Raw genomic sequence first — 24,408 nt, forward strand, 5'->3', positions numbered from 1 at the left:
GCGCCGGGAGCGAAGGTTTAGGCCTGAACATCCGGTCCGAAAGTGCCATTGGGATATGGTGTAATTGGCAACACTACGGTTTCTGGTACCGTCATTCTAGGTTCGAGTCCTGGTATCCCAGCTCTGAGAATGCAGCATTCCGATGCGGCAGATCAGGGGTTTCAAGCGGTTCAGCCGATTTGAAACACTGGCTTTGTGTATGAAACAATCACTGAGCCTGATGGTAGAAATACCATCCGGAAGTACGCGGCCCCATCGTATAGCGGCCTAGTACGCTGCCCTCTCACGGCGGTAACGCGGGTTCGAATCCCGCTGGGGTCACCACTGGAGCGGTCCCGGGCAACAGCCCGGGGCCGCTTTTTATGTGCCCGGATACTTTCCGCGCTATTCCCCGCCGAATGGTCCTTTCCCCTGGAACCGCGAGGGGGATATGACCGCCTGGAGGGGACATCCCGGGGCGATGCCCGGGCCGGACGCGTGCCGAACTGGCATGATGAAGCTGTGACGTCCCCATCTGAGAGTTCACCCCCGGGCCCCGCCGTGCACAACACGCGCGCGGCCGCAGCCGTGGAACTGCTTGAGGCTGTCCGCAGGGACCTTGGCGAGGCGGCGTTGCCGCTTGCGCTTCCCGGCGCTGACGCTGCCCGCCTCGACATCAGGAATGCGCTGGCGCAGCTGGATGACTACATGCTCCCGCGCTTCCGCAGCCTGGACGCGCCGCTGCTGGCAGTTGTGGGCGGATCCACCGGTGCGGGCAAGTCCACCTTGGTCAACGCCCTTGTAGGGCATCCTGTCACCAGGGCCGGCGCCATCCGGCCGACCACCAGGCAGCCGATCCTGCTCCACAACCCGGCGGATTCCGGCTGGTTCGAGGACCAGCGGGTGCTGCCGAACCTGAGCCGCATCGGCGGCGCGGTGCTGGAAACGCCTTTGCCCGCCAGCCGGGCCGGTGCTGCACCCGATGCGGCAGCCATATCCTCCCTGGTGCTCCTGGGACACCCTGCCGTGCCGCAGGGAATCGCCATACTGGATGCTCCCGACGTCGACTCCGTCTCGGATGGAAACCGGACGCTTGCGGGCCACTTGCTGGCTGCAGCCGACCTCTGGATATTTGTGACAACAGCCAACCGCTATGCCGACGCCGTGCCCTGGAAGCTGCTCCTCGACGCTGCGTCAAGGGACATCATGGTGGCGGTGGTGTTGGACCGCGTGCCCCCGGCCGCTGAGGCGGAGGTCAGCGCGGACCTCCGGACCATGCTGCAGCGGGAGGGCCTGGGCGCAGCCCGGCTGTTCATTATTCCGGAGGTGACCCTGGACGGTCTCGGAATGCTGCCCGGCGGTGCCGTGGAACCGTTGGGTCATTGGTTGCGTGAACTGGCCGCGGACTCCGCCGGGCGGGCTGAAATTGCCCGCCGGACACTCAACGGCACTGTACGGGCGCTCAGCGGCCGCGTTGCCGCCCTCGCGCAGGCTTCGAGGGAGCAGCAGCAATCCCGGGATGTCCTTGCCAGGGATGTCCGCAATGCCTATCAGGATGCCGGTGCCAGAATCCTCGACGCAACGCGGGACGGTGCCCTCCTGCGCGGCGAAGTCCTGGCCCGCTGGCAGGACTTTGTTGGTACCGGGGAATTCTTCCGCGTCCTGGAACAGAACATCGGTCGCATGCGGGACCGGATGGGCGCTTTCTTTCGCGGCGAACCGGCTCCGGCTGTCAAGGTGGAAACAGCCATTGAAACCGGGCTGCAGGCAGTCATCATGGACGAAGCCGCCAATGCGGCCGAGGACGCTGACCAGCGCTGGCGCTCGGACCCTGCAGGCCGCCAGCTCCTGGGCACGGACGACCTCTCGGGCACAAGTGACGGTTTTGCAGAAACGGTGGCGGCAGAGATCAGGGCCTGGCAGGGCGCACTGATGGAGCTTATCCGTACGGAAGGCCAGGGCAAGCGTACCCAGGCCAGATGGCTTTCCTTCGGGGTCAACGGGCTGGGGGCCGCCCTCATGATCGTGGTTTTCTCCATGACCGCCGGTCTCACGGGACTGGAGATCGGCGTGGCTGGAGGTACCGCCGTCGTAGGTCAACGGCTCCTGGAGGCCGTCTTCGGCGAGGATGCAGTGAGGCGCCTCGCGCAAACTGCCCGCGAGGACCTGAACTCGAGGTGCCACAAGCTGCTGCAGGCGGAACAGCAGCGCTTCCTGGACCGCCTGGACGTCAGCACCGGGGTTCCGCCGGAGGCGCTTGCCGAGCATGCGCGCGCCCTCCGTCAACTGGCCGGCGCGGCATGAGCCGGCACAGCGGAACCAGGGAAGCCTCCCGGCTTGATTCCCGCCTGCAGGCCCTGAACGACGCGCGGGAGCTTGCCGGCGGGGTGCTGCCGGACGAGGCGCTGGACGACGTGCTCGAGGTCCTTGAGCGCGCCAGTTCGCGCCGATCGATGTCCTCGGACCACACCGTGGTGGGTTTCTTCGGGGCAACGGGCAGTGGCAAGTCCTCGATTTTCAATGCGGTCAGCGGTGCTGAAATCGCGACGGCGGCCGTCCGCCGCCCCACGACGTCCGAACCGCTGGCGGGTGTCTGGGGAACGGAAGGCAGCGAACCGCTACTCGACTGGCTCGGAGTTGCAAAACGCCATCATTCCGCAGCAGTGCCCGGATTCGCCGACGAATCCACCGGCCTGATCCTGCTGGACCTCCCGGATTTCGACTCAACGAAGGCCGCCAACCGGGAAATTGTCCAGCGGATGGTCGGGTTGGTGGACGTGCTGGTATGGGTGCTGGACCCGCAGAAATACGCGGACGCGGCGGTGCACAACGACTTCCTCACACCCCTGGCTTCGCATGGGGCGGTCACACTGGTGGTCCTCAACCAGGTCGACCGGCTCCCGCCGTCGGACACCGGACCGGTGCTGGAGTCCCTCAAAGCCATCCTTGCCCGGGACGGCCTGGGCAAGGTCCAGGTCCTTGGCGCCTCTGCGTTGGACGGGACCGGGGTGGACAAAGTCCGGGCAGCCATCCGGCACGTGGTGGTGCAGCGGCAGGCGTTGTCACAGCGGCTGGCCGCGGATGTCTCCACGGCCACAGCCCGGTTGGCGGCAGCATCCGGGACCGGGGAGGCTGCCGGAATCAAAGCAGGCACCAGGTCCCGGCTGGCTGACGAACTTGCGGCGGCCGCCAACGTCCCGCTCGTTGTTGATGCCGTGTCGCGGTCGTACCGGCAGGAAGCCACCAGGCGCACAGGCTGGCCGCTGACCCGCTGGCTGGTCCGCTTCCGCGCGGACCCGTTGCGGAGGTTGAACCTGCGGCGGGAGGGTGCCGCAGCGGAAGTCAACAGGACGTCGCTGCCGCCGGCCGGCGCGCCGGAACGCGCCAGGACGGACGCTGCCGTACGGGAATTCGCAGATGCCGCCAGTACCGGGGCTCCGGGACCGTGGCGCGCGGCCATCCGGGGCGCCGCGCGTGAGGGCCGTGACCAGTTGCCGGACGCATTGGACCAGGCGATTGCCGGCACAGAGCTGCTGGCCGGACGAAGGACGTGGTGGTGGGGACTGTTCAACGTTGTCCAGTGGCTGGCCCTCGTGGCGGCTCTGGGCGGCGTGGGCTGGCTCGGGGTGCTGGCCGGGCTGGGATATCTCCAGCTGCCCGTTCCGGAGGTGCCCAGGGTGGAAGGGTGGCCGGTTCCAACGCTGATGATCGCCGGAGGAGTGCTGCTGGGCGTGGTGCTGGCCCTCGCCGGGAAGGCCATCGCCGGCGCGGCGGCCCGATTGCGCGGTGCCGCGGCGGGGAAGAAGCTCAGGGCGGCCGTGGCTGCCGTTGCGGACCGCCGTGTGGTTGAACCGGTGGATGTGGAAGTCAGCAGGCTGAAGTCCTTCAACGCGGCCCTGAAAGCCGCCGGCCGGGACTAGCCGTTTCCCAGTTCTCTCGTGGCGTCGCGGACCTTGATCAGGGTGCGAAGGTTGCGCGTCGTGGTGGTTGATTTGTAACGCGCTTTGGATGAGAGTTTGCTGAAGGGACTGTCCAGGGTGCCCCCGGCGGGCGCAAGCCACGCCATGGCCTCCTGACCCAGGCGCTGCTGCTGCGTTCCGTCCAGCCGTGAACCGGCTTCGAACAGTTCGTCCAGCACGGCCGTATCCGAACTGAGGGTGATATAGGTGTGCGTCGTCTTGTCCTCGGCGGGGTACGGGCAAGCCTCGACGAGTGCGGCAACCCTGGCGGCGGTCAGAACCACCACCCACGCGTCATAGCCAAAGGACTCGCGCAGGCAGGTTTCGACTTCCTTCTTGACTGCGGCGGCGCCGAGAGGGCTGGCCAGGGCAACGTTGCCGCTGGCCAGGAGCGTCTTAACTCCGGCGAAGCCGCGTTCCGCCAGGGCGCTCCTGAGGTCCGCCATTTTGATGTTGATTCCGCCCACGTTGATGCCGCGGAGAAAGACCGCATAGCTGTTCATGGGCACAGCCTAATACCCGCAGCCTGCACGGGCCGGGCGGCTGCGGCGCCACGCGGAGTCAGTCGTTGTTCTTGCGGAGCGCCTCGGTCAGCACCCGTGCGGCGTTGCACACGACTTCTGCGTGCAACCGGCCCGGCTGGCGGGTCAGGCGCTCGATCGGGCCGGAAATGGACACGGCGGCAATCACGCGTCCGGACGGACCGCGGACAGGCGCCGACACGGATGCGACCCCCGGCTCGCGTTCGCCGAGGCTCTGGCCCCAGCCCCGCCGTCGTACTCCTGCCAGGACGGTGGGCGTGAAACGCGCTGCCTGCAGCCCTTCGAGCAGCCGGTCGTGGTCCTCCCAGGCCAGCAGCACCTGGGCGGCGGAGCCGGCCTTCATGGAAAGCTGCGTACCCACCGGGATGGTGTCGCGGAGCCCGATGGGGCGCTCGGCCGAGGCAACGCACACGCGCCAGTCACCCTGCCGGCGGAAGATCTGGGCGCTTTCGCCGGTGGCGTCGCGCAGCTGCATCAGGACGGGGCCTGCGGAGGCGATGAGCCGGTCCTCGCCGGCGGCGGACGCGAGCTCCACCAGGCGGCTTCCGAGCACAAAACGGCCCTGGATGTCGCGGCTGACGAGCCGGTGATGGACGAGTGCCAGGGCAAGCCTGTGTACAGTCGGCCGCGCCAGGCCGGTGGCAGCCACCAGCTGCGCCAGGGTGGTGGGCCCGGCCTCGAGTGCGTCGAGCACATGGGCCGCTTTATCGATGACTCCGACGCCACTAGAATTGTCCATGTAATGATATTGCCGTCTCAATATCTGAGATGCAAATCATTTGGCTGGCGTATTACGCGGGCGTGCTGGTTCAGTGGATGTAAACAGCCAACAGCAGTGAAGGGAGATGGCCATGGCAAAGACATTGGCCGAGAAAGTCTGGGACGCGCACGTGGTGCGCAAAGGCGACGGCGAAGGTGCCAACGCCCAGCCGGACCTTCTTTACATCGACCTCCACCTGGTGCATGAAGTCACGTCGCCGCAGGCCTTTGAGGGGCTCCGGCTGGCCGGCCGCCCGCTGCGCCGCCCGGACCTCACCATCGCCACCGAGGACCACAACACCCCCACGCTGGACATCGACAAGCCTATCGCTGATCTCACCAGCAGGACCCAGATCCAGACCCTGCGCAACAACTGCAAGGAATTCGGCGTCCGCCTGCACTCCCTGGGCGACGCGGAACAGGGAATCGTCCACGTTGTGGGTCCCCAGCTGGGCCTCACCCAGCCGGGCATGACGGTGGTCTGCGGGGATTCGCACACGTCCACCCACGGTGCCTTCGGCGCGCTGGCCATGGGCATCGGCACGTCCGAGGTGGAGCACGTCATGGCCACCCAGACGCTGTCCCTGAAGCCGTTCAAGACCATGGCAATCAACGTCGAGGGAACCTTGCGTCCCGGAGTGTCGGCAAAGGACATCATCCTGGCGGTCATCGCGAAGATCGGCACCGGCGGCGGGCAGGGCTACGTCCTCGAATACCGTGGTTCAGCGATCTGTGCATTGTCCATGGAAGCCCGGATGACCATCTGCAACATGTCCATCGAAGCCGGCGCCCGCGCAGGCCTGGTTGCACCGGATCAGACCACGTACGACTACATGTTTGGACGCCCGCACGCGCCGCAGGGCGCGGACTGGGATGCCGCCGTCGAGTACTGGAACACGCTGCGCTCCGACGACGACGCAACGTTCGACGTCGAGGTTGACCTCGACGCCGACACCCTGGAGCCCTTTGTCACCTGGGGCACGAACCCCGGCCAGGGCGTTTCGCTGTCCGCCAAGGTGCCTTCGCCGGAGGACTTCGGCGATGAAAACGCCAAAGCCGCGGCCGAACGTGCGCTGCAGTACATGGGGCTGGAAGCCGGCACGCCGATGAAGGAGATCCGGGTGGACACCGTCTTTCTTGGCTCCTGCACCAACTCCCGGATGGAAGACCTGCGGGCCGCTGCGGACGTCATCCGCGGCCGCACCAAGGACCCGAACATCCGGATGCTCGTTGTCCCGGGCTCGGCACGCGTCCGGCTTGAGGCTGAAGCGGAAGGCCTGGACAAGGTCTTCAAGGACTTTGGGGCCGAATGGCGTTTTGCCGGCTGCTCCATGTGCCTGGGCATGAACCCGGACCAGCTGGAGGTGGGCGAGCGTTGTGCCTCCACGTCAAACCGCAACTTTGAGGGTCGGCAGGGCAAGGGCGGCCGCACCCACCTCGTCTCGCCGGTCGTGGCGGCAGCCACGGCGGTGCGCGGCACGCTCAGTTCGCCGTCGGACCTGGACCCCGCTCCGGAGTCCGCCGCAGTCCGCAGCAGCGCCGCTTAGATAACGCAGCCTAGCCCGCGCAGCCCACACCTACCCAGCATCAAAGGATCCGCCATGGAAAAGTTCAGCACCCACACCGGGATCGGCGTACCGCTGCGCCAGAGCAACGTGGACACCGACCAGATCATCCCGGCCGTGTACCTCAAACGCATTACCCGCACAGGTTTCGAGGACGCACTGTTTGCGGCCTGGCGCAAGGACCCTGCCTTCATCCTGAACCAGGAGCCCTTCAACGCCGGTTCCGTGCTGGTGGCCGGACCGGACTTCGGCACCGGGTCCTCCCGTGAGCACGCGGTGTGGGCCTTGAAGGACTACGGGTTCAAGACCGTCCTGTCCTCCAGGTTTGCCGACATCTTTCGCGGCAACTCCGGCAAGCAGGGCCTCCTCGCTGCCGAAGTCGCCCAGGATGATATCGAGCTGATCTGGAAGGTACTGGAGAATGCCCCGGGCACCGAAGTGACCGTGGACCTCGTCTCGAAGACCGTGATGTGCGGAAACGTGGTGGCGCCGTTCGAGATTGACGACTACACACGCTGGCGCCTCCTGGAGGGCCTGGACGACATCGGACTGACCCTCCAGCACGAAGAAGACATCACTGCCTACGAGGCCACCAGGCCCGCCTTCAAGCCGAAGACGCTGCCCGCACGGCTGTCCTGACCGGAACAGCGCTGACGGCGCGGCCGCCCTCGATCCCGAGGGCGGCTGCCCCCTTGCCGGCCCCGTTACGCCCTCCGGAAAAACGCGCCGTATTTCAGATCGGTAACGCTAGCTCCTATGCTTAGCTGGAGCCTTTGTAAGGATTTGGGGGCGAGTAGTCGTGAGGAAACCGGTATATGAGTAGTGTTTTGACAATCCGCGGAGGCGTCCCGCTAACTGGACGCGTCACCGTTCGCGGGGCCAAGAATCTTGTCCCCAAGGCCATGGTGGCCGCCCTGCTGGGCAACGAGCCGTCCGTGCTGCGCAACGTCCCTGAAATCAAGGACGTCGAGGTTGTCACCAGCCTGCTCCAGCTTCATGGCGTCACCGTGGAGAAGGACCCTGTCACCGGGGACTTGACCCTGGATCCGAAGGGCGCCAAGACCGCGTCCAGCACCGCAATCGACGCCCATGCGGGCGACTCCAGGATCCCGATCCTCCTGTGCGGTCCGTTGATCCATGCCATCGGTGAAGCGTTCATTCCCGACCTTGGCGGATGCAAAATCGGCGACCGTCCCATCGATTACCACTTGAACGTCCTGCGCCAGTTCGGGGCCGTCGTCGAAAAGCGTCCGGGCGGCATCCACATTTCCGCGCCCAAGGGGCTCCAAGGCGCCAAGATCTCGCTGCCGTACCCGTCGGTGGGGGCCACCGAGCAGGTCCTGCTCAGCGCCACCCGGGCGGAGGGCATCACGGAGCTTTCCGGTGCCGCCACGGAGCCTGAGATCATCGACCTCATTGCCGTGCTTCAGAAGATGGGCGCCATCATCAGCGTCCAGACGGACCGCACCATCCGCATCGAGGGCGTCAGGGACCTGGGCGGCTACAACCACCGGGCACTCTCGGACCGGAACGAATCCGCATCCTGGGCCTCAGCGGCACTTGTGACGCGCGGAGATATTTTTGTCGAGGGCGCCTCCCAGCGCGACATGATGACGTTCCTGAACACCTATCGCAAGGTGGGCGGCGGCATGGACATCGGCGAGGACGGCATCCGCTTTTACCACCGCGGCGGCAAGCTGAACCCGCTTGTCCTCGAAACGGACGTGCACCCGGGATTCATGACGGACTGGCAGCAGCCCCTTGTGGTGGCCCTGACCCAGGCCGAGGGTGTGTCGATCGTCCACGAGACCGTCTACGAGAACCGGTTTGGCTTCACCGACGCCCTGATTCGGATGGGTGCCAGCATCCAGGTGCACCGGGAGTGCCTGGGCAGCGTGCCGTGCCGCTTCGGCCAACGGAACTTCCTGCACTCCGCCGTCATCTCCGGACCCACACAGCTCAAGGGCACCGATATCGACGTACCGGACCTCCGGGGAGGCTTCAGCCACCTCATCGCCGCGCTGGCCGCCACCGGCACGTCCCGGGTGACCGGAATCGACATCATCAACCGCGGCTATGAGCGCTTCACCGAGAAGCTCGCCGGCCTGGGCGCCGATTTCGACATCACCGCAGCCAAGTAACGGGGTCCCAGTGAAGGAAACGGCCAAGAGCCGCACCACCTTTGTCATCGTCGCCGGGATCGTCAGGCCCGTGATGAACCTGCTCATGAACAAGAAGTGGGAAGGGCTGGAAAAGCTCCCCGCGGGCGGCTTCATCGCCGCTCCCAACCACTGCACCGAGATCGACCCCCTGGTAATCGGCCACATGCTGTACAACCAGAAGCGGATGCCGCACTTCCTGGCCAAGGGCGGACTCTTCAAGGTGCCGGTCCTGGGGGCCGTCCTGCGCGCCACCAAGCAAATCCCGGTGGAACGTTCGACGGCGGGGGCCAACCGTTCGCTGCAGGTCGCCAAGGCCGTGGTGGAGGAAGGCGGCGCCATCATCATCTACCCCGAGGGCACACTGACGCGCGACCCGGAACTGTGGCCGATGAAGGGCCACACCGGTGCGGCCCGGATGGCGCTGGAGAGCGGTATTCCGGTGGTTCCCATGGCGCACTGGGGAGCCCACCAGGTCTTCCCGCGTTACGCGAAGCGGTTCCATCTGTTCCCCCGGCGTACCTCCCGCGTCATCGTGGGCGACCCCGTGGACCTCAGTGCGTTCGAGGGCCGTCCGCTGGACAAGGCCACGCTGACGGCCGCCACGGCAGTCATCATGGACGCCATTACCGGCCTCCTCGCTACCCTGCGGGCGGAACAGCCTCCCGCTGAGCGGTGGGATCCTGCCGCCCACAACCAGACCAAGCACGGACGCAACATCGAGGGGAGCGGCAAATGACCCCGGACCAGGCTTCGGCCGGCTCTGCACTGTCGGTCGCGGTCCTCGGAGCCGGTTCCTGGGGCACCACCTTTGCCAAGATCCTCGCCGATGCCGCCGCGGCTTCAGGTGTTGAGCGCAGCATCCGGCTCTGGGGACGCCGCGGCGAGGTTGTTGAGCAGATTAACACCCTGCACCGGAACCCGCAGTACCTCAAGGACATCGACCTCCCGCACAGCATCACCGCCTCTACTGACGTGGCGGAGGTGATTTCCGGGGCGGACCTCGTGGTTCTGGCGGTGCCGGCCCAATCGCTGCGGCTGCAGCTGCGCGGGTGGCGGCACCTGATATCGCCCGATGCTTTTGTGGTTTCCCTGATGAAGGGCCTGGAGCTCAGCTCCGACGCCCGCATGAGCGAGGTCATCAGCGAGGAACTGGGCATCAAGCCGGACCGGATCGCCGTGGTGTCCGGACCGAACCTGGCCATGGAAATCGCCCGCGAGGAACCCACCGCCTCGGTGGTGGCCTGCGCGGACGCAGAGGTGGCCTCATGGATCGCCCGCAGTTGCACCGCACCGTATTTCCGCCCGTACACCACCACGGACGTCGTCGGGGTTGAAATCGGCGGCATCGTGAAGAACGTCATCGCCCTTGCCGTGGGCATCTGCGAGGGCAAGAAGATGGGCGATAACACCAAGGCATCCGTCATTACCAGGGGCCTTGCGGAGACGTCCAGGCTTGCCCTTGCCCTTGGGGGAGAGGCACAGACCATGGCCGGCCTGGCTGGCCTCGGCGACCTCGTGGCCACCTGCTCCTCGCCGTTGTCCCGGAACCACACCGCGGGCCGCCTGCTGGGCAAAGGCCTGACGCTGGACCAGGTGACCGCGGAAATGACCCAAACGGCCGAGGGGATCAAGTCCGGCCAGGCCGTGCATGAACTTGCCGGAAAGCTCGGCGTTGAGATGCCCATCACCGCAGCAGTGGTGGCCGTGCTGGCCGGAAAATTGTCCGTTGACGAACTGGGACCGCTGCTGCTGGCCCGGGACCTGAAATCCGAAGGCGATTACTGACTGTGTCGGAAGAACAATTGAACAAGCCCACCGGACCCGGCCGCGCCAAACCCCGCGTCGCCGTTCTGTTTGGTGGCCGCTCCAGTGAGCACGCCGTCAGCTGCGTGACTGCCGCCGGCGTTCTCGGGGCCATCGACTACGACAAGTACGATGTCATCCCCATCGGCATCGCAAAGACCGGACAGTGGGTCCTTGCTCCAGGGGACACCCGGCAATGGTCCCTCTCGGCTTCCTCGCTTCCCGAGGTGTCGCCCTCTGCCCGCACGGTCACCCTCGCCGAAATCGGTGGAGAACACCAGCTGATCGTGGCGTCGCCCAACGAAGTTCCCCAGGAACTCGGTGCCGTGGACGTCGTCTTCCCGCTGCTTCACGGCCCGTTCGGTGAGGACGGCACCATCCAGGGACTGCTGGAACTTTCGGACACCCGCTACGTGGGCGCCGGAGTCCTCGCATCGGCTGTCGGGATGGACAAGCATTACATGAAGGTGGTGTTCGAGTCCGCAGGCCTGCAGGTGGGCCCGTACATCGCAGTAACGGACCGGCAGTGGCTCACTGACCCGGAATCCGTCCGCAAACGCGTTGACCTGCTGGGTTACCCGGTATTCGTGAAGCCCGCCCGGGCAGGATCTTCCATGGGCATCTCCAAGGTGGACTCCCTGGAGGGCCTGGACGCGGCCATCGCGGCAGCCCGCGAGCATGACCTCAAGCTGGTGATTGAGGCCGGCATCACGGGGCGCGAGATTGAATGCGCCGTCCTTGAAGGGCGCGGCACGGAACCGCCGCGGACTTCCATGCCGGGAGAGATCGCCGTCGCACCGGGGGAGCACGAGTTCTATGACTTCAATGCAAAATACGTGGAGGACGACGCCGCCTCGCTGAGCTGCCCGGCCGACCTCCCTGACGAGGCGATCGCCAGGGTCCGTGAGCTGGCGGCCGCTGCCTTCGACGCCGTAGGGGCCGAGGGGCTGAGCCGGGTGGACTTCTTCTATACTCCCGACGGTGAGCTGATCATCAACGAGATCAACACCATGCCGGGCTTCACGCCGAAAAGCATGTACCCGCAGATGTGGGCTGCCTCCGGGCTGGGCTACGCCGAACTCATCGACGAACTGATCTACCTGGCCCTGAACCGTAAGACCGGGCTGCGCTAATCCCCGCCAGCACCCTGGCCCGGCTCCGCGGCGGCCGGGGAACCCTGCCGGCGTGGGCCAGAGCCTGGCCCCGCTATTTCCCGGTGGGCAGGTTCTGCAGCTCTTCCTGGCCCACGCAGTTCCTAGTGGCCTTGATCTTCCCGGCCGCGGCGGACAACTCGGCCAGCACGGTCGCGGAACTGATCTGATCCGGGTCCATGAGGATCTCCGTGGCCGGTTCCCGGCCGAAGGTGGTCAGCGTCCAGACGGGGTCGCCTTCCTTAATCACCCAGTCGATGCCGTTGACACTGACGCAACGGTCTGTGGTGGGGCCCGGAACGTTGACTCCGCAGCGGAGGATCACCTTGGACGGGTCGCCCCAGGCGGCGGTGGCCTGGCTGTTGGTCTTCCGCAGGCCCGCGTCACCCATGGTGTCCGGAAGGGCCACCATCATGGGTGCACAGGCCGGGTTGGCGGCATCCTTGGCCGGCGCCACGTCCACCACCGGTGCGCATGCGCTGAGGGCCAGCACCACTGCGGCGGCCGTTGCCGGCAGGCGAAGCGAACGGGCGGAAACCGGGGTGCGGAGCTGGTGCATTGTTTAAGCCTATCCCGGCCCGGGCGGCTTGCCGGACCCCGTCCGTTGGCTGTGCCCCGCCCGTCACGCTGACCGGGAGCGGCCGCATGGGGGCTTGCGGACAGGAGCGCGCGAACGGATGTCGGTCCCTGACTGTAGCGTAGTGGTGTGCCTGAATCTCACCTCACCGTTGACGGACTTTCCGAATCCGAGCTCCTCGCCAGGATCTTTCCGCGCCTGAACAAAGGGCCTGCCGAGGGCACGGCGCTCCTGCTGGGACCCGGGGACGACGCCGCCATTGTGGCGGCCCCGGACGGCCGGACGGTGGTCAGCATTGACACGCAGGTCCAGGACCAGGATTTCCGGCTGGTGTGGCCCAACGGATACCGGACCACCGGGTTCGACGTCGGCTGGAAGGCCGCGGCGCAAAACCTCAGCGACATCAACGCCATGGGTGCGCGGTCCGTGTCCATGGTGGTGAGCCTGACCCTCCCGCCGCAGACGCCGGTTTCCTGGGTTGAGGATTTCGCGGACGGGCTGTCCCAGGCCATCAGCGGCCTTGGTGCCGCCGGGTGTTCCGTGGCCGGCGGGGACCTGGGCCGGGGCCGGGAACTGGCCGTGACCGTGGCAATCCTGGGCACCCTGGACGGTCGGGCGCCGGTGTTGCGCTCGGGAGCCCGGCCGGGGGACACCGTCGCCCTGGCTGGAACACTGGGGCTCGCGGCCGCGGGCCTTGCCCTGCTGGAGTCGGGGCTCGATGTTGAACGGTTAACGCCGGAGCTACGGACGATTATGGATAGGCAATGCCGGCCGCTGCCGCCGCTGGATGCGGGGCCGTCCGCACTCTCCGCAGGCGCCACGGCCATGATGGATATTTCAGACGGACTGGTCCGCGACGGCAACCGCCTGGCCGCGGCCAGCGCCGTGCTCCTGGACCTTGATCCGGCCGCCCTGAAGCAACTCGCAGAGCCTTTGGCCGCCGTCGCGGATGCGGTGGACGGGGACCCCATGCGCTGGGTGCTCGGCGGCGGGGAAGATCATGGACTTCTTGCCACATTCCCCGGGGACGTTCAGCTGCCTCCGGGTTTCGCTGCGATAGGCTCAGTAGAAGCTCTTGCACCAATGGAAAGCACGGGCGTGACGATAGCGGGCAGGCCCGCGGAGACTGTGGGATGGGATCACTTTGCAGACTAAGATTGCCGCCAACGCGCAAGCGATGAAGCGGTGGTTGGGCAACGCCGAAACAGTCCTCGGAAACCACAGCGACCGCCTCAACGCCATCAACATCTTCCCTGTGGCGGACGGCGACACCGGAACCAACCTCTATCTGACGGTCCGTGCGGCTTCACAGGCGCTTCACAGCCCCGCAATGTCACCCGACCCCGCATTTGCAGCGCGGTCCGCGGGAATCGCCGGCCAGCAGGACGTCGGAGCCATACTCGCAAGCGCGGGCCAGGCTGCGATGGAGCAGGCGCGCGGCAACTCCGGCACATTGTTCGCGGTTTTCCTGTGCGCCGCTGCGGAGCCGTTGGCCGGTCATACCCGTCTGAGCTCCCCGCTGCTCGCGGCCGCGCTCAACCGCGCCCAGATCAGGGCATGGTCGGCTTTGAGCGATCCCGTTCCGGGGACCATGCTCTCCGTCATGGAGGCGGCTGCGCGTGCGGCCGCCGAAGTGGACGCCGAGCAGAACGGCGACGACAGCAATCACGTCCTGGGGCTCGCCCTGGATGCCGCCGTGGAGGCGGCCCTCGAAGCGGTGGTCCGCACCGAGGACCAGTTGGCAGCCCTGCACGAGGCCCATGTCGTGGACGCCGGCGGGGTGGGGATGCTCCTGATCCTTGACTGCCTGCGTTCCGCTGTGCTCGGCGAAGAACTGCAGGGCGACATGCTGGACGGCCTGCACGGCTACAACGTCCAGGACCCCCACATCCATACAGACATGCCCGACGACGACGGCGTGGAAGTCATGTGCACCATCAGCCTTTCGCCCCTGGATGCGGCCACCCTGCGGCAACGGCTGGACGAAATGGGTGAGTCGGTGATCATGAGCCAGGTTGGCGGCACAATCGACGCCGATGGAAAGTACCGCTGGCGCGTCCACGTCCACGTGCCGGCCCCGGAACCGGCTGTGGCGCTCATCGGCTCCCTCGGCGAACCCACGGACATTTCAGTCAGCCAGCTCGCCCTGCCGCGGGACCCGGCCGGACATGAACACTGAGCTGGAACTGGGCCTGGAACGCCGCATTGGCAAACGGTCCGCCGCCGTCATCGAGAAGCACCTGGGCATCACCACCGTCGGCGGCCTGCTCAACTATTTTCCGCGCCGGTACCTTAGCCGGGGTGAGTTGACCCCCATCAGCGAGGTTCCGCTGGATGAAGAGGTCACCTTGATCGCCCGGGTCGTGTCCAGCAGCACCAGGGCCATGCGGGCGCGCCGCGGCACGCTGACCGACGTCGTGATTACGGACGACGCAGGCACCCTGAAGGTGAGCTTCTTCAACGGTTACCGCGCCAAAGCGGAGCTGCTCCCGGGCCGGCGGGCATTGTTCTCGGGCAAAGTGACCCGGTACGCCGGCAGCCTGAGCCTCACGAACCCTGACTTCCAGCTGCTCGATGAAGACCCTGACACTCCGGGCATGGATCCCGAGAAGCTCGCCGCCAGGCCCATCCCGATCTATCCGGCAACAGCCAGACTCACCAGCTGGTCCATCCAGAAAGTCATCTCAACCCTTCTGGACACGGTTGACCTGGACCTCCTGGACGACCCCCTGCCGGCGGAAGTCTCGTCACGGGAAAAGTTCCTGCCGTCTTCGGAGGCATACCGGCTGATCCACACTCCGGAGGTGCCCGGCGACTGGCAGCGGGCCAGGGACCGCTTCAGGTACCAGGAGGCACTGGTCCTGCAGGCCGCCCTCGCGCGCCGCCGCGCCCAGCTCGCCGCCGAGGAGGCCACGGCGCGCCGGCCGGTTCCCAACGGAATCCTGACCGCGTTCGACCGCCAGCTGCCCTTTACGCTCACCGCCGGCCAATCCGCCGTCGGGAAAACACTCGCGGAAGAGCTCTCACAGGACAGCCCCATGAACCGTCTCCTCCAGGGCGAGGTGGGGTCAGGCAAGACCATCGTCGCCCTGCGCGCAATGCTCCAGGTGGTTGACGCCGGGGGACAGGCCGCCCTGCTGGCGCCTACCGAAGTCCTGGCCGCGCAGCACTTCGAATCCATCCGCAGGACCCTGGGTCCGCTGTCCCGGGACGGCCTGCTGGGAGGAACGGGCCCGGACGCAGTACAGGTCACGCTGCTGACCGGATCCATGCCCACTGCTGCGCGCAGACAGGCCATGCTGGACGCGGCGTCAGGGACTGCGGGGATCGTGATCGGGACGCACGCCCTGTTGAGCGACAATGTCTCGTTCTACGACCTCGGCCTGATCGTGGTGGATGAACAGCACCGTTTCGGGGTGGAGCAGCGCGACGCCCTGCGTGCCAAGGCCAGCAAGCCTCCCCACCTGCTCGTGATGACTGCCACGCCCATTCCGAGGACCGTGGCCATGACCGTGTTCGGCGATCTCGAAACCTCCGTGCTGGACGAACTCCCCGCGGGCCGCGCCCCCATTTCCACGCACGTCGTCGGCCTCGCCGAAAACCCCGGCTGGGCCGGACGTATCTGGTCCCGGTCCCGGGAGGAGATCGACGCCGGCCACCAGGTTTACGTGGTGTGCCCCAAGATCGGAGAAGACGACGACGGCGACTTCAGCCCCGGGGAAGCGGAGCCTTCGGCGGCCGACCTGGAAGGTGACGGCCCGGCCCGGGAGCTCGCGTCCGTCACCGCCGTCGTCGAACACCTCCAGGACGAACCCGCGCTGGCCGGCGTTTCGCTGGCGCCGCTGCATGGCAGGCAGGACCCTGTCCTGAAGTCCGCAACGATGGCGTCCTTCACAGCGAATGAAACCAAGTTGCTGGTGTCCACCACCGTGATCGAGGTGGGTGTTGACGTCCACAACGCCACACTGATGGTGATCCTGGACGCTGACAGGTTCGGCATCTCCCAGTTGCACCAGCTACGCGGGCGGGTGGGCCGGGGCGGCTTGCCCGGCACCTGCCTCCTGGTGACGACGCTTGAGCCCGGGCATCCCAGCCGCCGCCGGCTGGACGCCGTGGCGGCCACGACGGACGGCTTCGAGCTGTCGCAGGAGGACCTGAAGCTGCGCCGCGAAGGCGACATCCTCGGCGCCTCGCAGTCCGGCGGACGCTCCACGCTCAAGCTGCTGCGCGTGCTGGAGCATGAGGCAGTCATTGCAAAGGCACGCCGGGACGCGCAACACATCGTGGCCGCGGATCCCGGCCTGACGCACCATTCCGCACTCGCGGAGGCAATCGATGAGTATTTGAACCCGGAAAAGGAGGCCTTCCTTGAGCGTGGCTAGGACATGGCGTGTGGCTGGACATGACGGGGCGGATCCGGCGTGAGCCGCATCATCGCCGGTGCCGGCGGGGGAATGCCGCTGGTCAGCGTGCCCGGGTCCATGACCCGCCCCACCACCGACCGCGTCAAGGAAGCACTCTTTTCGCGTCTGGAGGCCTTCAATGTGGTGGCGGGTGCCCGCGTCCTGGATCTTTATGCGGGCTCCGGCGCGCTGGGCGTGGAAAGTGCCAGCCGCGGGGCGGAGACTGTGGACCTCGTGGAGTTCGACGGCAAGGCCAGTGAGGTCTGCCAGCGCAATGCGGACCTGGTCAACGGGGCCGTTGGTCACAAGGCGGTGTCTGTCCACCGCTCCCGGGTGGAGTCCTTCCTGGAAAGGACCGTGCCGGGCACGCTGTGGGACCTCGTGTTCCTGGACCCGCCGTATCCGCTGGACGAGCCCGCCATGGGCGCGGTCCTGGAGGAGCTGTCGCCGTACCTGGCAGAGTCTGCCGTCGTGGTGGTGGAGCGCTCGTCCCGCAGCCCGGAGCCGTCATGGCCTGCGTCGCTGGAGCGGTTCGCCGAGAAGAAATACGGCGAGACCAAGCTCTGGTTTGCCGAACCCGTGGGCGGCGGCAGCTGACTTAGTCTGAGATTGCGTCGAGGTCCACGCCGGCCAGCACCGTGGCGGGGTGCGGGCCGCGTGCGGTCAGTTCCCTGGTCCATTCCTCAGGCCACGGACCCGTTGTGCCGGTAAGGACGATGTTGCCGGGATGCCGCCCGGCAAACATCGCGGACTCGGCGAAAGCGGCTACACCGCCCATGACCTGCCGCATGGCTGCCACCTGGCTCCGTACCAGGGTCAGCCCCGGTTCATCGCCCACGTTGACGATCAGCACCCCGCGGGGCGTCAGCCTGGCCGCAGCCTCCTCATAGAAACCGGCACAGGCAATGTGCTCCGGAGCCTCTGGCCCGGAGAAAATGTCCAGGATCACGACGTCGAAACGCAGTTCAGCCGGCAGCTCCGCCAGCGCGTCCCGTGCGTCGCCGATCAACGTGTGCAGCACCGTTCCGTCCGGCATGGGCAACTGCTGCAGGACGAAGTCCAGCAGCTCGCGTTCGAGCTCGACGGCGTACTGCAGGGACCCCGGGCGGGTCGCCTGGATGTAGCGGGCCAGCGTCAGCGCCCCGGCTCCAAGGTGCAGCGCGTTGACCGGTTCGCCGGCAGGCGCCGCCAGATCCACGACGTGCCCGATCCGGCGGAGGTACTCGTAGAAGATTTCGCCCGGCTCGGCGAGGTTCACGTGGGACTGCTCCGCTCCGCCGATGCTCAGCACATAGGACCCCTCGGTAAAGGCATCCGGTTCGATGGTGGCGTGCTGTCCGGTGGTCCGGAGGAAACGTGATCCCGCCGGAGTCCGGGCGGGCATCGTCACAGCCTTTCCCGGAGGGTGGCGAGCCGTGATGCGGCCTCCTCGAGGACCTCGGTCTTCTTGCAGAACGCGAAGCGGAGCAGGCTGCGGGTCCGTTCGGCGCCCGCAGGATGGCAGAAGACGGGAACCGGGATGGCGGCGACCCCCACCAGTTCCGGAAGCCTCCGGGCCAAGTCCACGGAGTCGGAGATCCCCAGGGGAGCCGTGTCCACATTCACGAAGTAGGTTCCCTGCGGTGTAAAGACGTCCAGGCCGGCGGCCTTCAACCCCTCGCTGAGGATGTCCCGCTTACGCCGAAGTGTCTCGGAGATCCCGCTGTAGAAGTCGTCCGGCAGGGCGAGCCCTACGGCGATGGCGCCCTGGAACGGCGTGCCGGAGCTGTAGCTGAGGAACTGTTTCACCGTCCTGATGGCGGATACGAGGTGTTCCGGTCCGCTCAGCCAGCCGATCTTCCAGCCGGTAAAAGAGAAGGTCTTCCCGGCGGAGGAGATGGTGACGGTCCTCCCGGCGGCTCCGGGCAGCGTTGCCACCGGGATGTGCTGTTCCCCGAACGTCAGGTGCTCATAGACCTCATCGGTGATGATGACGGCGTCGTGCCTGGCGGCAAGTTCGACGACGCGCTGGAGAACTTCACGCGGAAAGACCGCGCCGGTCGGATTATGCGGATTATTGATCAGGACCACCTTGGTGCGGCTGCTGAAGGCCGCCTCCAGGGCTTCCATGTCCGGCATGAAATCCGGAGCGAGCAGTGGAGCCGTCACATGTGTGCCTCCCGCCAGCCCAATCATGGCGCCGTAGGAGTCGTAGAAGGGTTCAAAGGTGAGCACTTCGTCACCGTGCTCCACGAGGGCCAGCAGCGAGGCAGCAATGGCTTCGGTAGCGCCGGTGGTGACGATGATCTCCGCCTCCGGGTCCGGCGTCAGGCCGTAGAACCGCTGCTGGTGCGCCGAAATGGCCTCCCGCAGGGGAAGGATTCCCTTGCCGGGTGCATATTGGTTGGCGCCGGAGGCGATTGCCGCCTGGGCGGCCGCCTTGATTTCCGTCGGACCGTCCTCATCGGGGAAGCCCTGGCCAAGGTTGATGGCGCCGGTCCGGACCGCGAGGGTAGTCATCTCCTCGAAGATCGTGACCCCGAGGGTGCCGTTGGCTGCCAGCAGATTGGCACCGGACGCCGCCCGCTGCCACGGTGCCGGAACTGTTGCGTTCACTGTTTGCCTGCCTGTCGGTTGGGTGAGGCGTCCTCTGTCCGCCCGGTGAATTTTTCCATGCCGGCGTAGATTCGGAAGACCCGACCGCCGATGAAGTCCCATGCGCGGACCGGCAGGATTCCCCGCAGGATCTTGCCGAGATTAGCCGTAGCCGGAGCAATGAGGAGCGGGCGGCCGGCGGCCATGGCCCGCCATGCCCGGCGGACGGCGTTATCAGGAGTCATGAGCGGCGTGAACAGGGGGCCCCGGGCGCCGGCGAACATTCCGGTGGAAATGTAGCTTGGGCAGAAGGTGGTGACCCGCAGATGCCGGTAGCCTTCCTGTTCCAATTCGAGCCGCAGGGAGTCACTCCAGCCCACAACGGCCCATTTGGATGCTGCATAGACGCTCATCCCGGGATTGGAGACCGTTCCGGCGGCGGAGGCGATGTTCAGGATCCGGCGGGGGCGGCCGCCGTCGGCCATCATGTCGGGAAGGAAGGCAAGGGTGACGTACATCGGCGCCAGCGCGTTGACGTCCATGGTCAACGCTATGTCAGGGCCGGGCCGGTGATCCCAGAAGAATGCACCGCGCACGATTCCAGCATTGTTAATGAGGAGGGTAAGGGCGCCTTCCGCCCGGCATTCCCGCGCGGCCTCGGCGATGGCGGCACGGTCCGCAAGATCCACGGCGCGGGCGACGGCCCGGGCGCCAAGCGCAGTGACTTCGCGGGCAACGCCCTCGAGTCCGGCAGCGTCCTCATCCCACAGGATCACCACTGCGGCGCCTTCGCTGGCGGCACGGAGTGCGTGCAGCCGGCCCATGCCCATGGCTGCGCCGGTGACTAGAACCACGCCCCCTGCAACAGTGAAGGGAATGTTCGACTCGGGCATCCAGTCATGTTATCCCGCCCGGGGGATGCGGTAGGTTCGGAACATGAGACGCGCCGTATGCCCAGGCTCCTTCGACCCGATCCACAATGGCCACCTGGAAGTCATCGCCCGGGCCGCTGGCCTCTTTGATGAAGTCATCGTGGCGGTGTCCACCAACTACGCCAAGAAGTACCGCTTCTCGCTGGAGGAACGGATCGACATGGCCCGGGAGACCCTTGCGTCGCTGCGCGGCATCGTGGTGGAGCCGGTGGGCGAAGGACTGCTGGCCGAATACTGCAGGCAGCGGGGTGTGTCCGCAATCGTGAAGGGCCTTCGGTCGTCGTCGGACTTTGACTACGAGCTCCCGATGGCAACCATGAACCGGCAGCTGAGCGGGGTGGAAACGGTCTTCCTTCCCACCGAGGGCCACTACCTCCACTTGTCGTCAACGCTCATCAAGGAAGTCTTTAGCCTCGGCGGCAACGTGTCCGAGTATGTGCCGCGATCGGTGCTGAAACGGCTGCTGGCAGGCGAGTCGTCCCAGGATTAGCCCGGCACAGGGTAGGCTTGATCGGTACGCAACGGCCCCTGCCGGTATTGCGGCCCATTCCCTGTCCGTCCCGCGGTGCTCAACCGTGTGGCATTCAGCCGGTTTGAGTCCGCCCGGAAGATCAGGCTAAGATAGTACGTCGGTCATATGTTCAACAGGAGTTCTCATTAAACGAGATGCTAGTTCGCCCCTGGCGTTCGACGTCAAGGACCTCGGGCGCAGCCCGGGGAGCATGCGGACGCTGAAAGAACATGTACCCGCACCAGCTGAGCTTGGTGTGGCACTCATTGGCGTGCAGGAAGGCTCGGATGTCGGGCTGGATCTGCGGCTGGAGGCCGTACACGAAGGAATTCTGGTATCAGGAACCGTTCACGTCGAAGTAACCGGCGAGTGCGGCCGATGCCTGGATCCCCTTGCGTATGACCTCGAGGTCGATGTGCAAGAACTTTTCTTCTACGAGGACGCCCAGTTCTCCGCCGAAGAAGACGAAGAAGAGCAATATCGAATCGAGCACGATTTAATCGATCTTGAGCCGGTGTTGCGGGACGCGGTTGTAACCATGCTGCCGTTCCAGCCGGTGTGCCGGGAAGACTGCCAGGGCCTTTGCTCCGAATGCGGAGTACGCCTGGAAGACGAGCCGGGGCATCACCACGAGGTCGTAGATCCTCGCTGGGCTGCCCTAGCTGACTTGGCTAAGCCTGACCGGCAAAATTGATTTGTAAGTGTTTTTCTAGAGAGAAATGAGTTAGCCGTGGCTGTCCCGAAGCGGAAAATGTCTCGCTCGAATACCCGCGCCCGCCGCTCCCAGTGGAAGGCAACCGCCCCCCACCTGGTGAAGACCGTTGAGAACGGCCAGGTTACGTACAGCCTGCCGCACCAGGCAAAGGTCGTTACCGACTCGGCTGGCACTGCGCTGTTCCTTGAGTACAAGGGCCGCAAGGTCGCGGACGTCTAATCGGCCCACTGGCTGAACATGACGTCTTCAACTGAAGAGCTTTTGAAGCGTCTCGGTGTCTCTATTGATGCCGGGACGCTTCGTCTTGCTCTGACACATCGTTCGTATGCCTACGAAAACGGCGGCATACCCACCAACGAGCGCCTCGAGTTCCTGGGTGATTCCATCCTGGGCTTTTCCGTGACGGATGCCCTGTACCGCGACAACCCTGCACTGCCTGAGGGTGACCTCGCGAAGCGGCGTTCAGCTGTGGTCAGCACCAGGGCGCTTGCCGGAATCGGCCGCAGCCTCGGCATCGGAGAGTACATCTACCTCGGGCAGGGCGAAAAGCTCACCGACGGCAAGAACAAGGCCTCCATCCTTGCGGACACCATGGAAGCGCTCATTGGCGCCACCTACGTGTCCAACGACATCGAGACGGCGCGCCAACTGGTCATGCGGCTGATCGGCCCGCTGCTGCAGGACGCCGCTGCCCTCGGTGCAGGCACTGACTGGAAGACCAGCATCCAGGAGTTGGCGGCAAGCCGCCAGCTGGGCAGCATCTACTACGCCGTGGAAGGTTCCGGCCCGGACCACGCACGGACCTTTGTCGCCGTGCTCCGGATCGGCGGGACCGACTACGGGCAGGGTGCCGGACGTTCCAAGAAGGAAGCGGAGCAGGAAGCCGCCGCTGACGCCTGGCGGAAGCTGTCCGTTGCCGGGACGTCAAGTCTTCCGGCGGAATCCGAAGCCGGCCTCTAGGTCTTTCCGTGCCCGAACTGCCGGAAGTCGAAGTTGTCCGCCGCGGCCTGGTGAGCTGGGTCCGCGGCAGGACAATCACCTCTGTCGACGTCCTGGATCCGCGTTCAATCCGGCGGCACGCCCTCGGCGCCCAGGACTTTGCCGGCAACCTCGAAGGCGCCCGGGTGCTGGACGTGGTGCGCCGCGGAAAGTTCCTCTGGCTTCCGCTCGAGGAGGCGGCAGCAGTGCCGTCGGGCACCGACCGGCCTGCCGTCGCCCTGATGGCCCATCTGGGAATGAGCGGACAGCTGCTGATGCAGGATTCCGCTGTGCCGGATGAGAAGCACCTAAAAGTCCGCCTGCGGCTGAGCCCCGCCGAGGGCATGCCGGAACAGCTCCGATTCGTGGACCAACGCATCTTTGGCGGTCTGTTCGTCACATCGCTGGTACCAACAGCCGACGGCGGACCCGGCGGCCTGGGGGAGACCCCGGCGCCCTTCATTGCCGAGGAAGCCTCCCACATTGCCCGGGATCCCCTGGATCCCAATTTTTCCTTCGATTCCTTCTACCGCCGGCTGCGCACCCGGAAGACCGGGCTCAAACGGGCGCTCCTGGACCAGGGGCTCGTTTCCGGGATCGGCAACATCTATGCGGACGAGGCACTGTGGCGTGCCCGCCTCCATTACGCGCGGCCCACCGACACACTCCGCCGGGCCGACGCGCTGCGGGTTCTCGACGCCGCACGTGAGGTCATGCTGGACGCCCTCGCCGCCGGCGGGACGAGCTTCGACTCCCTCTACGTCAACGTCAACGGCGCCTCCGGGTACTTTGACCGGTCGCTCAACGCGTACGGCAGGGAAAACCAGGAGTGCAAACGCTGCGCCGCTGCAGGCATCTTGAGCCTCATGAAGCGCGAACAATTCATGAACCGGTCCTCCTATACCTGCCCCATTTGCCAGCCGCGTCCCCGCAACGGCCGGTGGTAAGCGAGGGAAAAGCAGGTACCGCCACTCTATCGAAGCCGTCTTTTGCGGTGCCAGACTGTGCCCAGGGCAGCCCGGGCTGCCGGAATCGCAGGCGCGTTGGTCTTCAACGCCTGAACGGGAGGCGGGGGCCCAGTGTTAGCGAAGAGGCTTGTCATCGCGGGGGTGAGTGTCGCAGCAGTGCTTGGGGGCGCTGCCGTTGTGTTCGATCAACTGGCCGGAGCCGCGGACATTCGCGCGGCCGCTCCGTCAACGAGCGTCCCCGGTTCGTCTGCCGGATCCGGCGGCGCCCTACCGCCGGGAGGCACCCGCTCCGAAGACGCGACATCCGCCGAACCCGGAACTGATGCAGCCGGCGGAAAGGGAGCTTCTCCTGGAGCACAGGGACCTACAGGAAGCGCCGCGCCAGAGTCCAGGCAGCGGGAAGTGCTTCCGCCTGTGGCAGCGGCCCCGGCCGGGCTTCCGCTGCCACCGCCGCCGGAGGCCCTGGTCAGTTCGCCGCTGCCGCCCACAGCGTCCGCCCAGGGAAAAATCGTCGCCGGCTTCCCGGAGACCGCACTCCAGTTTCCTGACGGAAGCGTGGTGGTCTCCACCGGTGTATCTGCCGCGGATACCGTCCTCCAAGTGACGGCGGAAGCCATCTCGCCGTCCAGCCAGGACTCAGTGGTGGGCCACTTCCAGCAGAAGCTCGCCGCACTTAGTTTCTGGTCCGAACCGGCCCCCGCCGCGGACGGGCAGCGATCTGTCCGCTTCGTCCGGGGCCCCGATTCTGTGACGCTGACGACGTCAGTCACCGGAACGGGCAGTACCCGTTTCATGTTGCTCGGCAACCTTCATACGACGGCGGGGTAACC

24 protein-coding genes and 2 tRNA genes are annotated in these 24,408 nt (G+C 66.1%); 20 read left to right on the forward strand and 6 right to left on the reverse strand.

Features of this window, described 5'->3' with window-relative positions:
- Positions 1 to 49: 49 nt before the first annotated feature.
- The 4 genes from ACFVWT_RS05315 to ACFVWT_RS05330 all read left to right on the forward strand — a co-directional run bounded on the left by ACFVWT_RS05315 (position 50) and on the right by ACFVWT_RS05330 (position 3,899).
- Positions 50 to 121: transfer RNA gene (locus tag ACFVWT_RS05315), tRNA-Gln, on the forward strand.
- A 127-nt stretch (positions 122 to 248) separates the two neighbouring features.
- A tRNA-Glu gene (locus ACFVWT_RS05320) sits at positions 249 to 324 on the forward strand.
- Positions 325 to 501: 177 nt separating this feature from the next.
- Positions 502 to 2,283, forward strand: coding sequence for a dynamin family protein (locus ACFVWT_RS05325; RefSeq protein WP_390245892.1), 1,782 nt, complete (start codon positions 502 to 504; stop codon positions 2,281 to 2,283).
- Positions 2,280 to 3,899, forward strand: a complete 1,620-nt coding sequence (locus ACFVWT_RS05330; RefSeq protein WP_390245894.1) for a GTPase — start codon at positions 2,280 to 2,282, stop codon at positions 3,897 to 3,899. Before ACFVWT_RS05325 ends, ACFVWT_RS05330 begins: the two co-directional genes overlap by 4 nt.
- Here the strand turns inward: ACFVWT_RS05330 and ACFVWT_RS05335 are convergent.
- Together ACFVWT_RS05335 and ACFVWT_RS05340 are read right to left on the reverse strand one after the other, a co-directional pair.
- Positions 3,896 to 4,441, reverse strand: a complete 546-nt coding sequence (locus tag ACFVWT_RS05335) for a DUF1697 domain-containing protein (RefSeq protein WP_390245896.1) — start codon at positions 4,439 to 4,441, stop codon at positions 3,896 to 3,898. The two genes, ACFVWT_RS05330 and ACFVWT_RS05335, sit on opposite strands and share 4 nt — an antisense overlap.
- A gap of 58 nt (positions 4,442 to 4,499) precedes the next feature.
- A complete protein-coding gene (locus ACFVWT_RS05340; protein WP_011692361.1) occupies positions 4,500 to 5,219 on the reverse strand; it encodes an IclR family transcriptional regulator in 720 nt (239 codons plus the stop codon).
- 112 nt (positions 5,220 to 5,331) lie between these two features.
- On the opposite strand from ACFVWT_RS05340, the gene leuC reads away from it, so the two are divergent.
- The 6 genes from leuC (at position 5,332) to ACFVWT_RS05370 (ending at position 11,902) form a co-directional block, all read left to right on the forward strand.
- On the forward strand, positions 5,332 to 6,786 hold the full coding sequence (leuC, locus tag ACFVWT_RS05345; protein ID WP_390245898.1) for a 3-isopropylmalate dehydratase large subunit: 1,455 nt from the start codon (positions 5,332 to 5,334) through the stop codon (positions 6,784 to 6,786).
- Positions 6,787 to 6,840: 54 nt separating this feature from the next.
- Entirely contained in the window at positions 6,841 to 7,443 is a 603-nt protein-coding gene (leuD, locus tag ACFVWT_RS05350; protein ID WP_209743865.1) for a 3-isopropylmalate dehydratase small subunit, read from the forward strand.
- Between the two features lie 176 nt (positions 7,444 to 7,619).
- On the forward strand, positions 7,620 to 8,945 hold the full coding sequence (murA, locus tag ACFVWT_RS05355) for a UDP-N-acetylglucosamine 1-carboxyvinyltransferase (RefSeq protein WP_390245900.1): 1,326 nt from the start codon (positions 7,620 to 7,622) through the stop codon (positions 8,943 to 8,945).
- 10 nt (positions 8,946 to 8,955) lie between these two features.
- Positions 8,956 to 9,702 (forward strand): lysophospholipid acyltransferase family protein, encoded by a 747-nt coding sequence (locus tag ACFVWT_RS05360; protein ID WP_390245902.1) that lies wholly within the window; start codon positions 8,956 to 8,958, stop codon positions 9,700 to 9,702.
- On the forward strand, positions 9,699 to 10,751 hold the full coding sequence (locus ACFVWT_RS05365) for an NAD(P)H-dependent glycerol-3-phosphate dehydrogenase (protein ID WP_390245904.1): 1,053 nt from the start codon (positions 9,699 to 9,701) through the stop codon (positions 10,749 to 10,751). Before ACFVWT_RS05360 ends, ACFVWT_RS05365 begins: the two co-directional genes overlap by 4 nt.
- Positions 10,752 to 10,753: 2 nt before the next feature.
- Positions 10,754 to 11,902: a D-alanine--D-alanine ligase family protein gene (locus tag ACFVWT_RS05370; protein WP_390245906.1), complete on the forward strand. Its 1,149-nt coding sequence runs from the start codon at positions 10,754 to 10,756 to the stop codon at positions 11,900 to 11,902.
- 73 nt (positions 11,903 to 11,975) lie between these two features.
- On the opposite strand, the gene ACFVWT_RS05375 is transcribed toward ACFVWT_RS05370, so the two are convergent.
- Positions 11,976 to 12,479 (reverse strand): DUF3515 domain-containing protein, encoded by a 504-nt coding sequence (locus ACFVWT_RS05375; RefSeq protein WP_390245908.1) that lies wholly within the window; start codon positions 12,477 to 12,479, stop codon positions 11,976 to 11,978.
- Between the two features lie 147 nt (positions 12,480 to 12,626).
- On the opposite strand from ACFVWT_RS05375, the gene ACFVWT_RS05380 reads away from it, so the two are divergent.
- The 4 genes from ACFVWT_RS05380 to rsmD are packed head-to-tail and all read left to right on the forward strand — an operon-like array spanning position 12,627 to position 17,497.
- Entirely contained in the window at positions 12,627 to 13,652 is a 1,026-nt protein-coding gene (locus tag ACFVWT_RS05380) for a thiamine-phosphate kinase (protein ID WP_390245910.1), read from the forward strand.
- 22 nt (positions 13,653 to 13,674) lie between these two features.
- A complete protein-coding gene (locus ACFVWT_RS05385) occupies positions 13,675 to 14,676 on the forward strand; it encodes a DAK2 domain-containing protein (RefSeq protein WP_390247080.1) in 1,002 nt (333 codons plus the stop codon).
- Complete coding sequence (locus ACFVWT_RS05390; protein WP_390245912.1) at positions 14,666 to 16,879, forward strand: ATP-dependent DNA helicase RecG; 2,214 nt, start codon at positions 14,666 to 14,668, stop codon at positions 16,877 to 16,879. The genes ACFVWT_RS05385 and ACFVWT_RS05390 overlap by 11 nt, the downstream gene beginning before the upstream one ends.
- 39 nt (positions 16,880 to 16,918) lie before the next feature.
- Positions 16,919 to 17,497 (forward strand): 16S rRNA (guanine(966)-N(2))-methyltransferase RsmD, encoded by a 579-nt coding sequence (gene rsmD, locus ACFVWT_RS05395; protein WP_011692350.1) that lies wholly within the window; start codon positions 16,919 to 16,921, stop codon positions 17,495 to 17,497.
- A gap of 1 nt (position 17,498) precedes the next feature.
- Here the strand turns inward: rsmD and ACFVWT_RS05400 are convergent, their stop codons facing one another.
- Genes ACFVWT_RS05400 through ACFVWT_RS05410 form a run of 3 tightly spaced genes read right to left on the reverse strand, consistent with a single transcriptional unit; the run spans position 17,499 to position 20,367 of the window.
- On the reverse strand, positions 17,499 to 18,284 hold the full coding sequence (locus ACFVWT_RS05400; RefSeq protein ID WP_390245914.1) for a spermidine synthase: 786 nt from the start codon (positions 18,282 to 18,284) through the stop codon (positions 17,499 to 17,501).
- A 2-nt stretch (positions 18,285 to 18,286) separates the two neighbouring features.
- Positions 18,287 to 19,495 carry an aminotransferase class I/II-fold pyridoxal phosphate-dependent enzyme gene (locus ACFVWT_RS05405; protein WP_390245916.1) on the reverse strand — a complete coding sequence of 403 codons (1,209 nt, stop codon included), beginning with the start codon at positions 19,493 to 19,495 and terminating at the stop codon, positions 18,287 to 18,289.
- Positions 19,492 to 20,367: an SDR family NAD(P)-dependent oxidoreductase gene (locus tag ACFVWT_RS05410; RefSeq protein ID WP_390245918.1), complete on the reverse strand. Its 876-nt coding sequence runs from the start codon at positions 20,365 to 20,367 to the stop codon at positions 19,492 to 19,494. Before ACFVWT_RS05410 ends, ACFVWT_RS05405 begins: the two co-directional genes overlap by 4 nt.
- 43 nt (positions 20,368 to 20,410) lie before the next feature.
- On the opposite strand from ACFVWT_RS05410, the gene coaD reads away from it, so the two are divergent.
- The 6 genes from coaD (at position 20,411) to ACFVWT_RS05440 (ending at position 24,406) form a co-directional block, all read left to right on the forward strand.
- Positions 20,411 to 20,896: a pantetheine-phosphate adenylyltransferase gene (gene coaD / locus ACFVWT_RS05415; protein ID WP_390245920.1), complete on the forward strand. Its 486-nt coding sequence runs from the start codon at positions 20,411 to 20,413 to the stop codon at positions 20,894 to 20,896.
- A gap of 190 nt (positions 20,897 to 21,086) precedes the next feature.
- Positions 21,087 to 21,611, forward strand: a complete 525-nt coding sequence (locus tag ACFVWT_RS05420; protein WP_390247082.1) for a YceD family protein — start codon at positions 21,087 to 21,089, stop codon at positions 21,609 to 21,611.
- Positions 21,612 to 21,647: 36 nt separating this feature from the next.
- A complete protein-coding gene (rpmF, locus tag ACFVWT_RS05425; protein WP_009356569.1) occupies positions 21,648 to 21,851 on the forward strand; it encodes a 50S ribosomal protein L32 in 204 nt (67 codons plus the stop codon).
- 18 nt (positions 21,852 to 21,869) lie between these two features.
- Positions 21,870 to 22,592, forward strand: coding sequence for a ribonuclease III (gene rnc, locus ACFVWT_RS05430; RefSeq protein WP_209743906.1), 723 nt, complete (start codon positions 21,870 to 21,872; stop codon positions 22,590 to 22,592).
- Between the two features lie 8 nt (positions 22,593 to 22,600).
- Positions 22,601 to 23,557: a bifunctional DNA-formamidopyrimidine glycosylase/DNA-(apurinic or apyrimidinic site) lyase gene (mutM, locus tag ACFVWT_RS05435; RefSeq protein ID WP_390245923.1), complete on the forward strand. Its 957-nt coding sequence runs from the start codon at positions 22,601 to 22,603 to the stop codon at positions 23,555 to 23,557.
- A gap of 423 nt (positions 23,558 to 23,980) precedes the next feature.
- Positions 23,981 to 24,406 (forward strand): hypothetical protein, encoded by a 426-nt coding sequence (locus ACFVWT_RS05440; protein ID WP_390245925.1) that lies wholly within the window; start codon positions 23,981 to 23,983, stop codon positions 24,404 to 24,406.
- The last annotated feature ends 2 nt before the right edge of the window (positions 24,407 to 24,408 follow it).

Origin of the sequence: Arthrobacter sp. NPDC058288, assembly GCF_042880995.1 — a bacterium.
In the GTDB taxonomy this organism is placed as follows: domain Bacteria; phylum Actinomycetota; class Actinomycetes; order Actinomycetales; family Micrococcaceae; genus Arthrobacter.

What these genes read in the sequence shown, in the direction of transcription:
- ACFVWT_RS05330 (WP_390245894.1), top strand. Translation starts at nt 2,280, where the DNA reads ATGAGCCGGCACAGCGGAACCAGGGAAGCCTCCCGGCTTGATTCCCGC.
- ACFVWT_RS05335 (WP_390245896.1), bottom strand. Translation starts at nt 4,441, where the DNA reads ATGAACAGCTATGCGGTCTTTCTCCGCGGCATCAACGTGGGCGGAATC.
- ACFVWT_RS05340 (WP_011692361.1), bottom strand. Translation starts at nt 5,219, where the DNA reads ATGGACAATTCTAGTGGCGTCGGAGTCATCGATAAAGCGGCCCATGTG.
- leuC (WP_390245898.1), top strand. Translation starts at nt 5,332, where the DNA reads ATGGCAAAGACATTGGCCGAGAAAGTCTGGGACGCGCACGTGGTGCGC.
- leuD (WP_209743865.1), top strand. Translation starts at nt 6,841, where the DNA reads ATGGAAAAGTTCAGCACCCACACCGGGATCGGCGTACCGCTGCGCCAG.
- murA (WP_390245900.1), top strand. Translation starts at nt 7,620, where the DNA reads ATGAGTAGTGTTTTGACAATCCGCGGAGGCGTCCCGCTAACTGGACGC.
- ACFVWT_RS05365 (WP_390245904.1), top strand. Translation starts at nt 9,699, where the DNA reads ATGACCCCGGACCAGGCTTCGGCCGGCTCTGCACTGTCGGTCGCGGTC.
- ACFVWT_RS05375 (WP_390245908.1), bottom strand. Translation starts at nt 12,479, where the DNA reads ATGCACCAGCTCCGCACCCCGGTTTCCGCCCGTTCGCTTCGCCTGCCG.
- ACFVWT_RS05385 (WP_390247080.1), top strand. Translation starts at nt 13,675, where the DNA reads ATGAAGCGGTGGTTGGGCAACGCCGAAACAGTCCTCGGAAACCACAGC.
- ACFVWT_RS05390 (WP_390245912.1), top strand. Translation starts at nt 14,666, where the DNA reads ATGAACACTGAGCTGGAACTGGGCCTGGAACGCCGCATTGGCAAACGG.
- ACFVWT_RS05400 (WP_390245914.1), bottom strand. Translation starts at nt 18,284, where the DNA reads ATGCCCGCCCGGACTCCGGCGGGATCACGTTTCCTCCGGACCACCGGA.
- ACFVWT_RS05410 (WP_390245918.1), bottom strand. Translation starts at nt 20,367, where the DNA reads ATGCCCGAGTCGAACATTCCCTTCACTGTTGCAGGGGGCGTGGTTCTA.
- coaD (WP_390245920.1), top strand. Translation starts at nt 20,411, where the DNA reads ATGAGACGCGCCGTATGCCCAGGCTCCTTCGACCCGATCCACAATGGC.
- rnc (WP_209743906.1), top strand. Translation starts at nt 21,870, where the DNA reads ATGACGTCTTCAACTGAAGAGCTTTTGAAGCGTCTCGGTGTCTCTATT.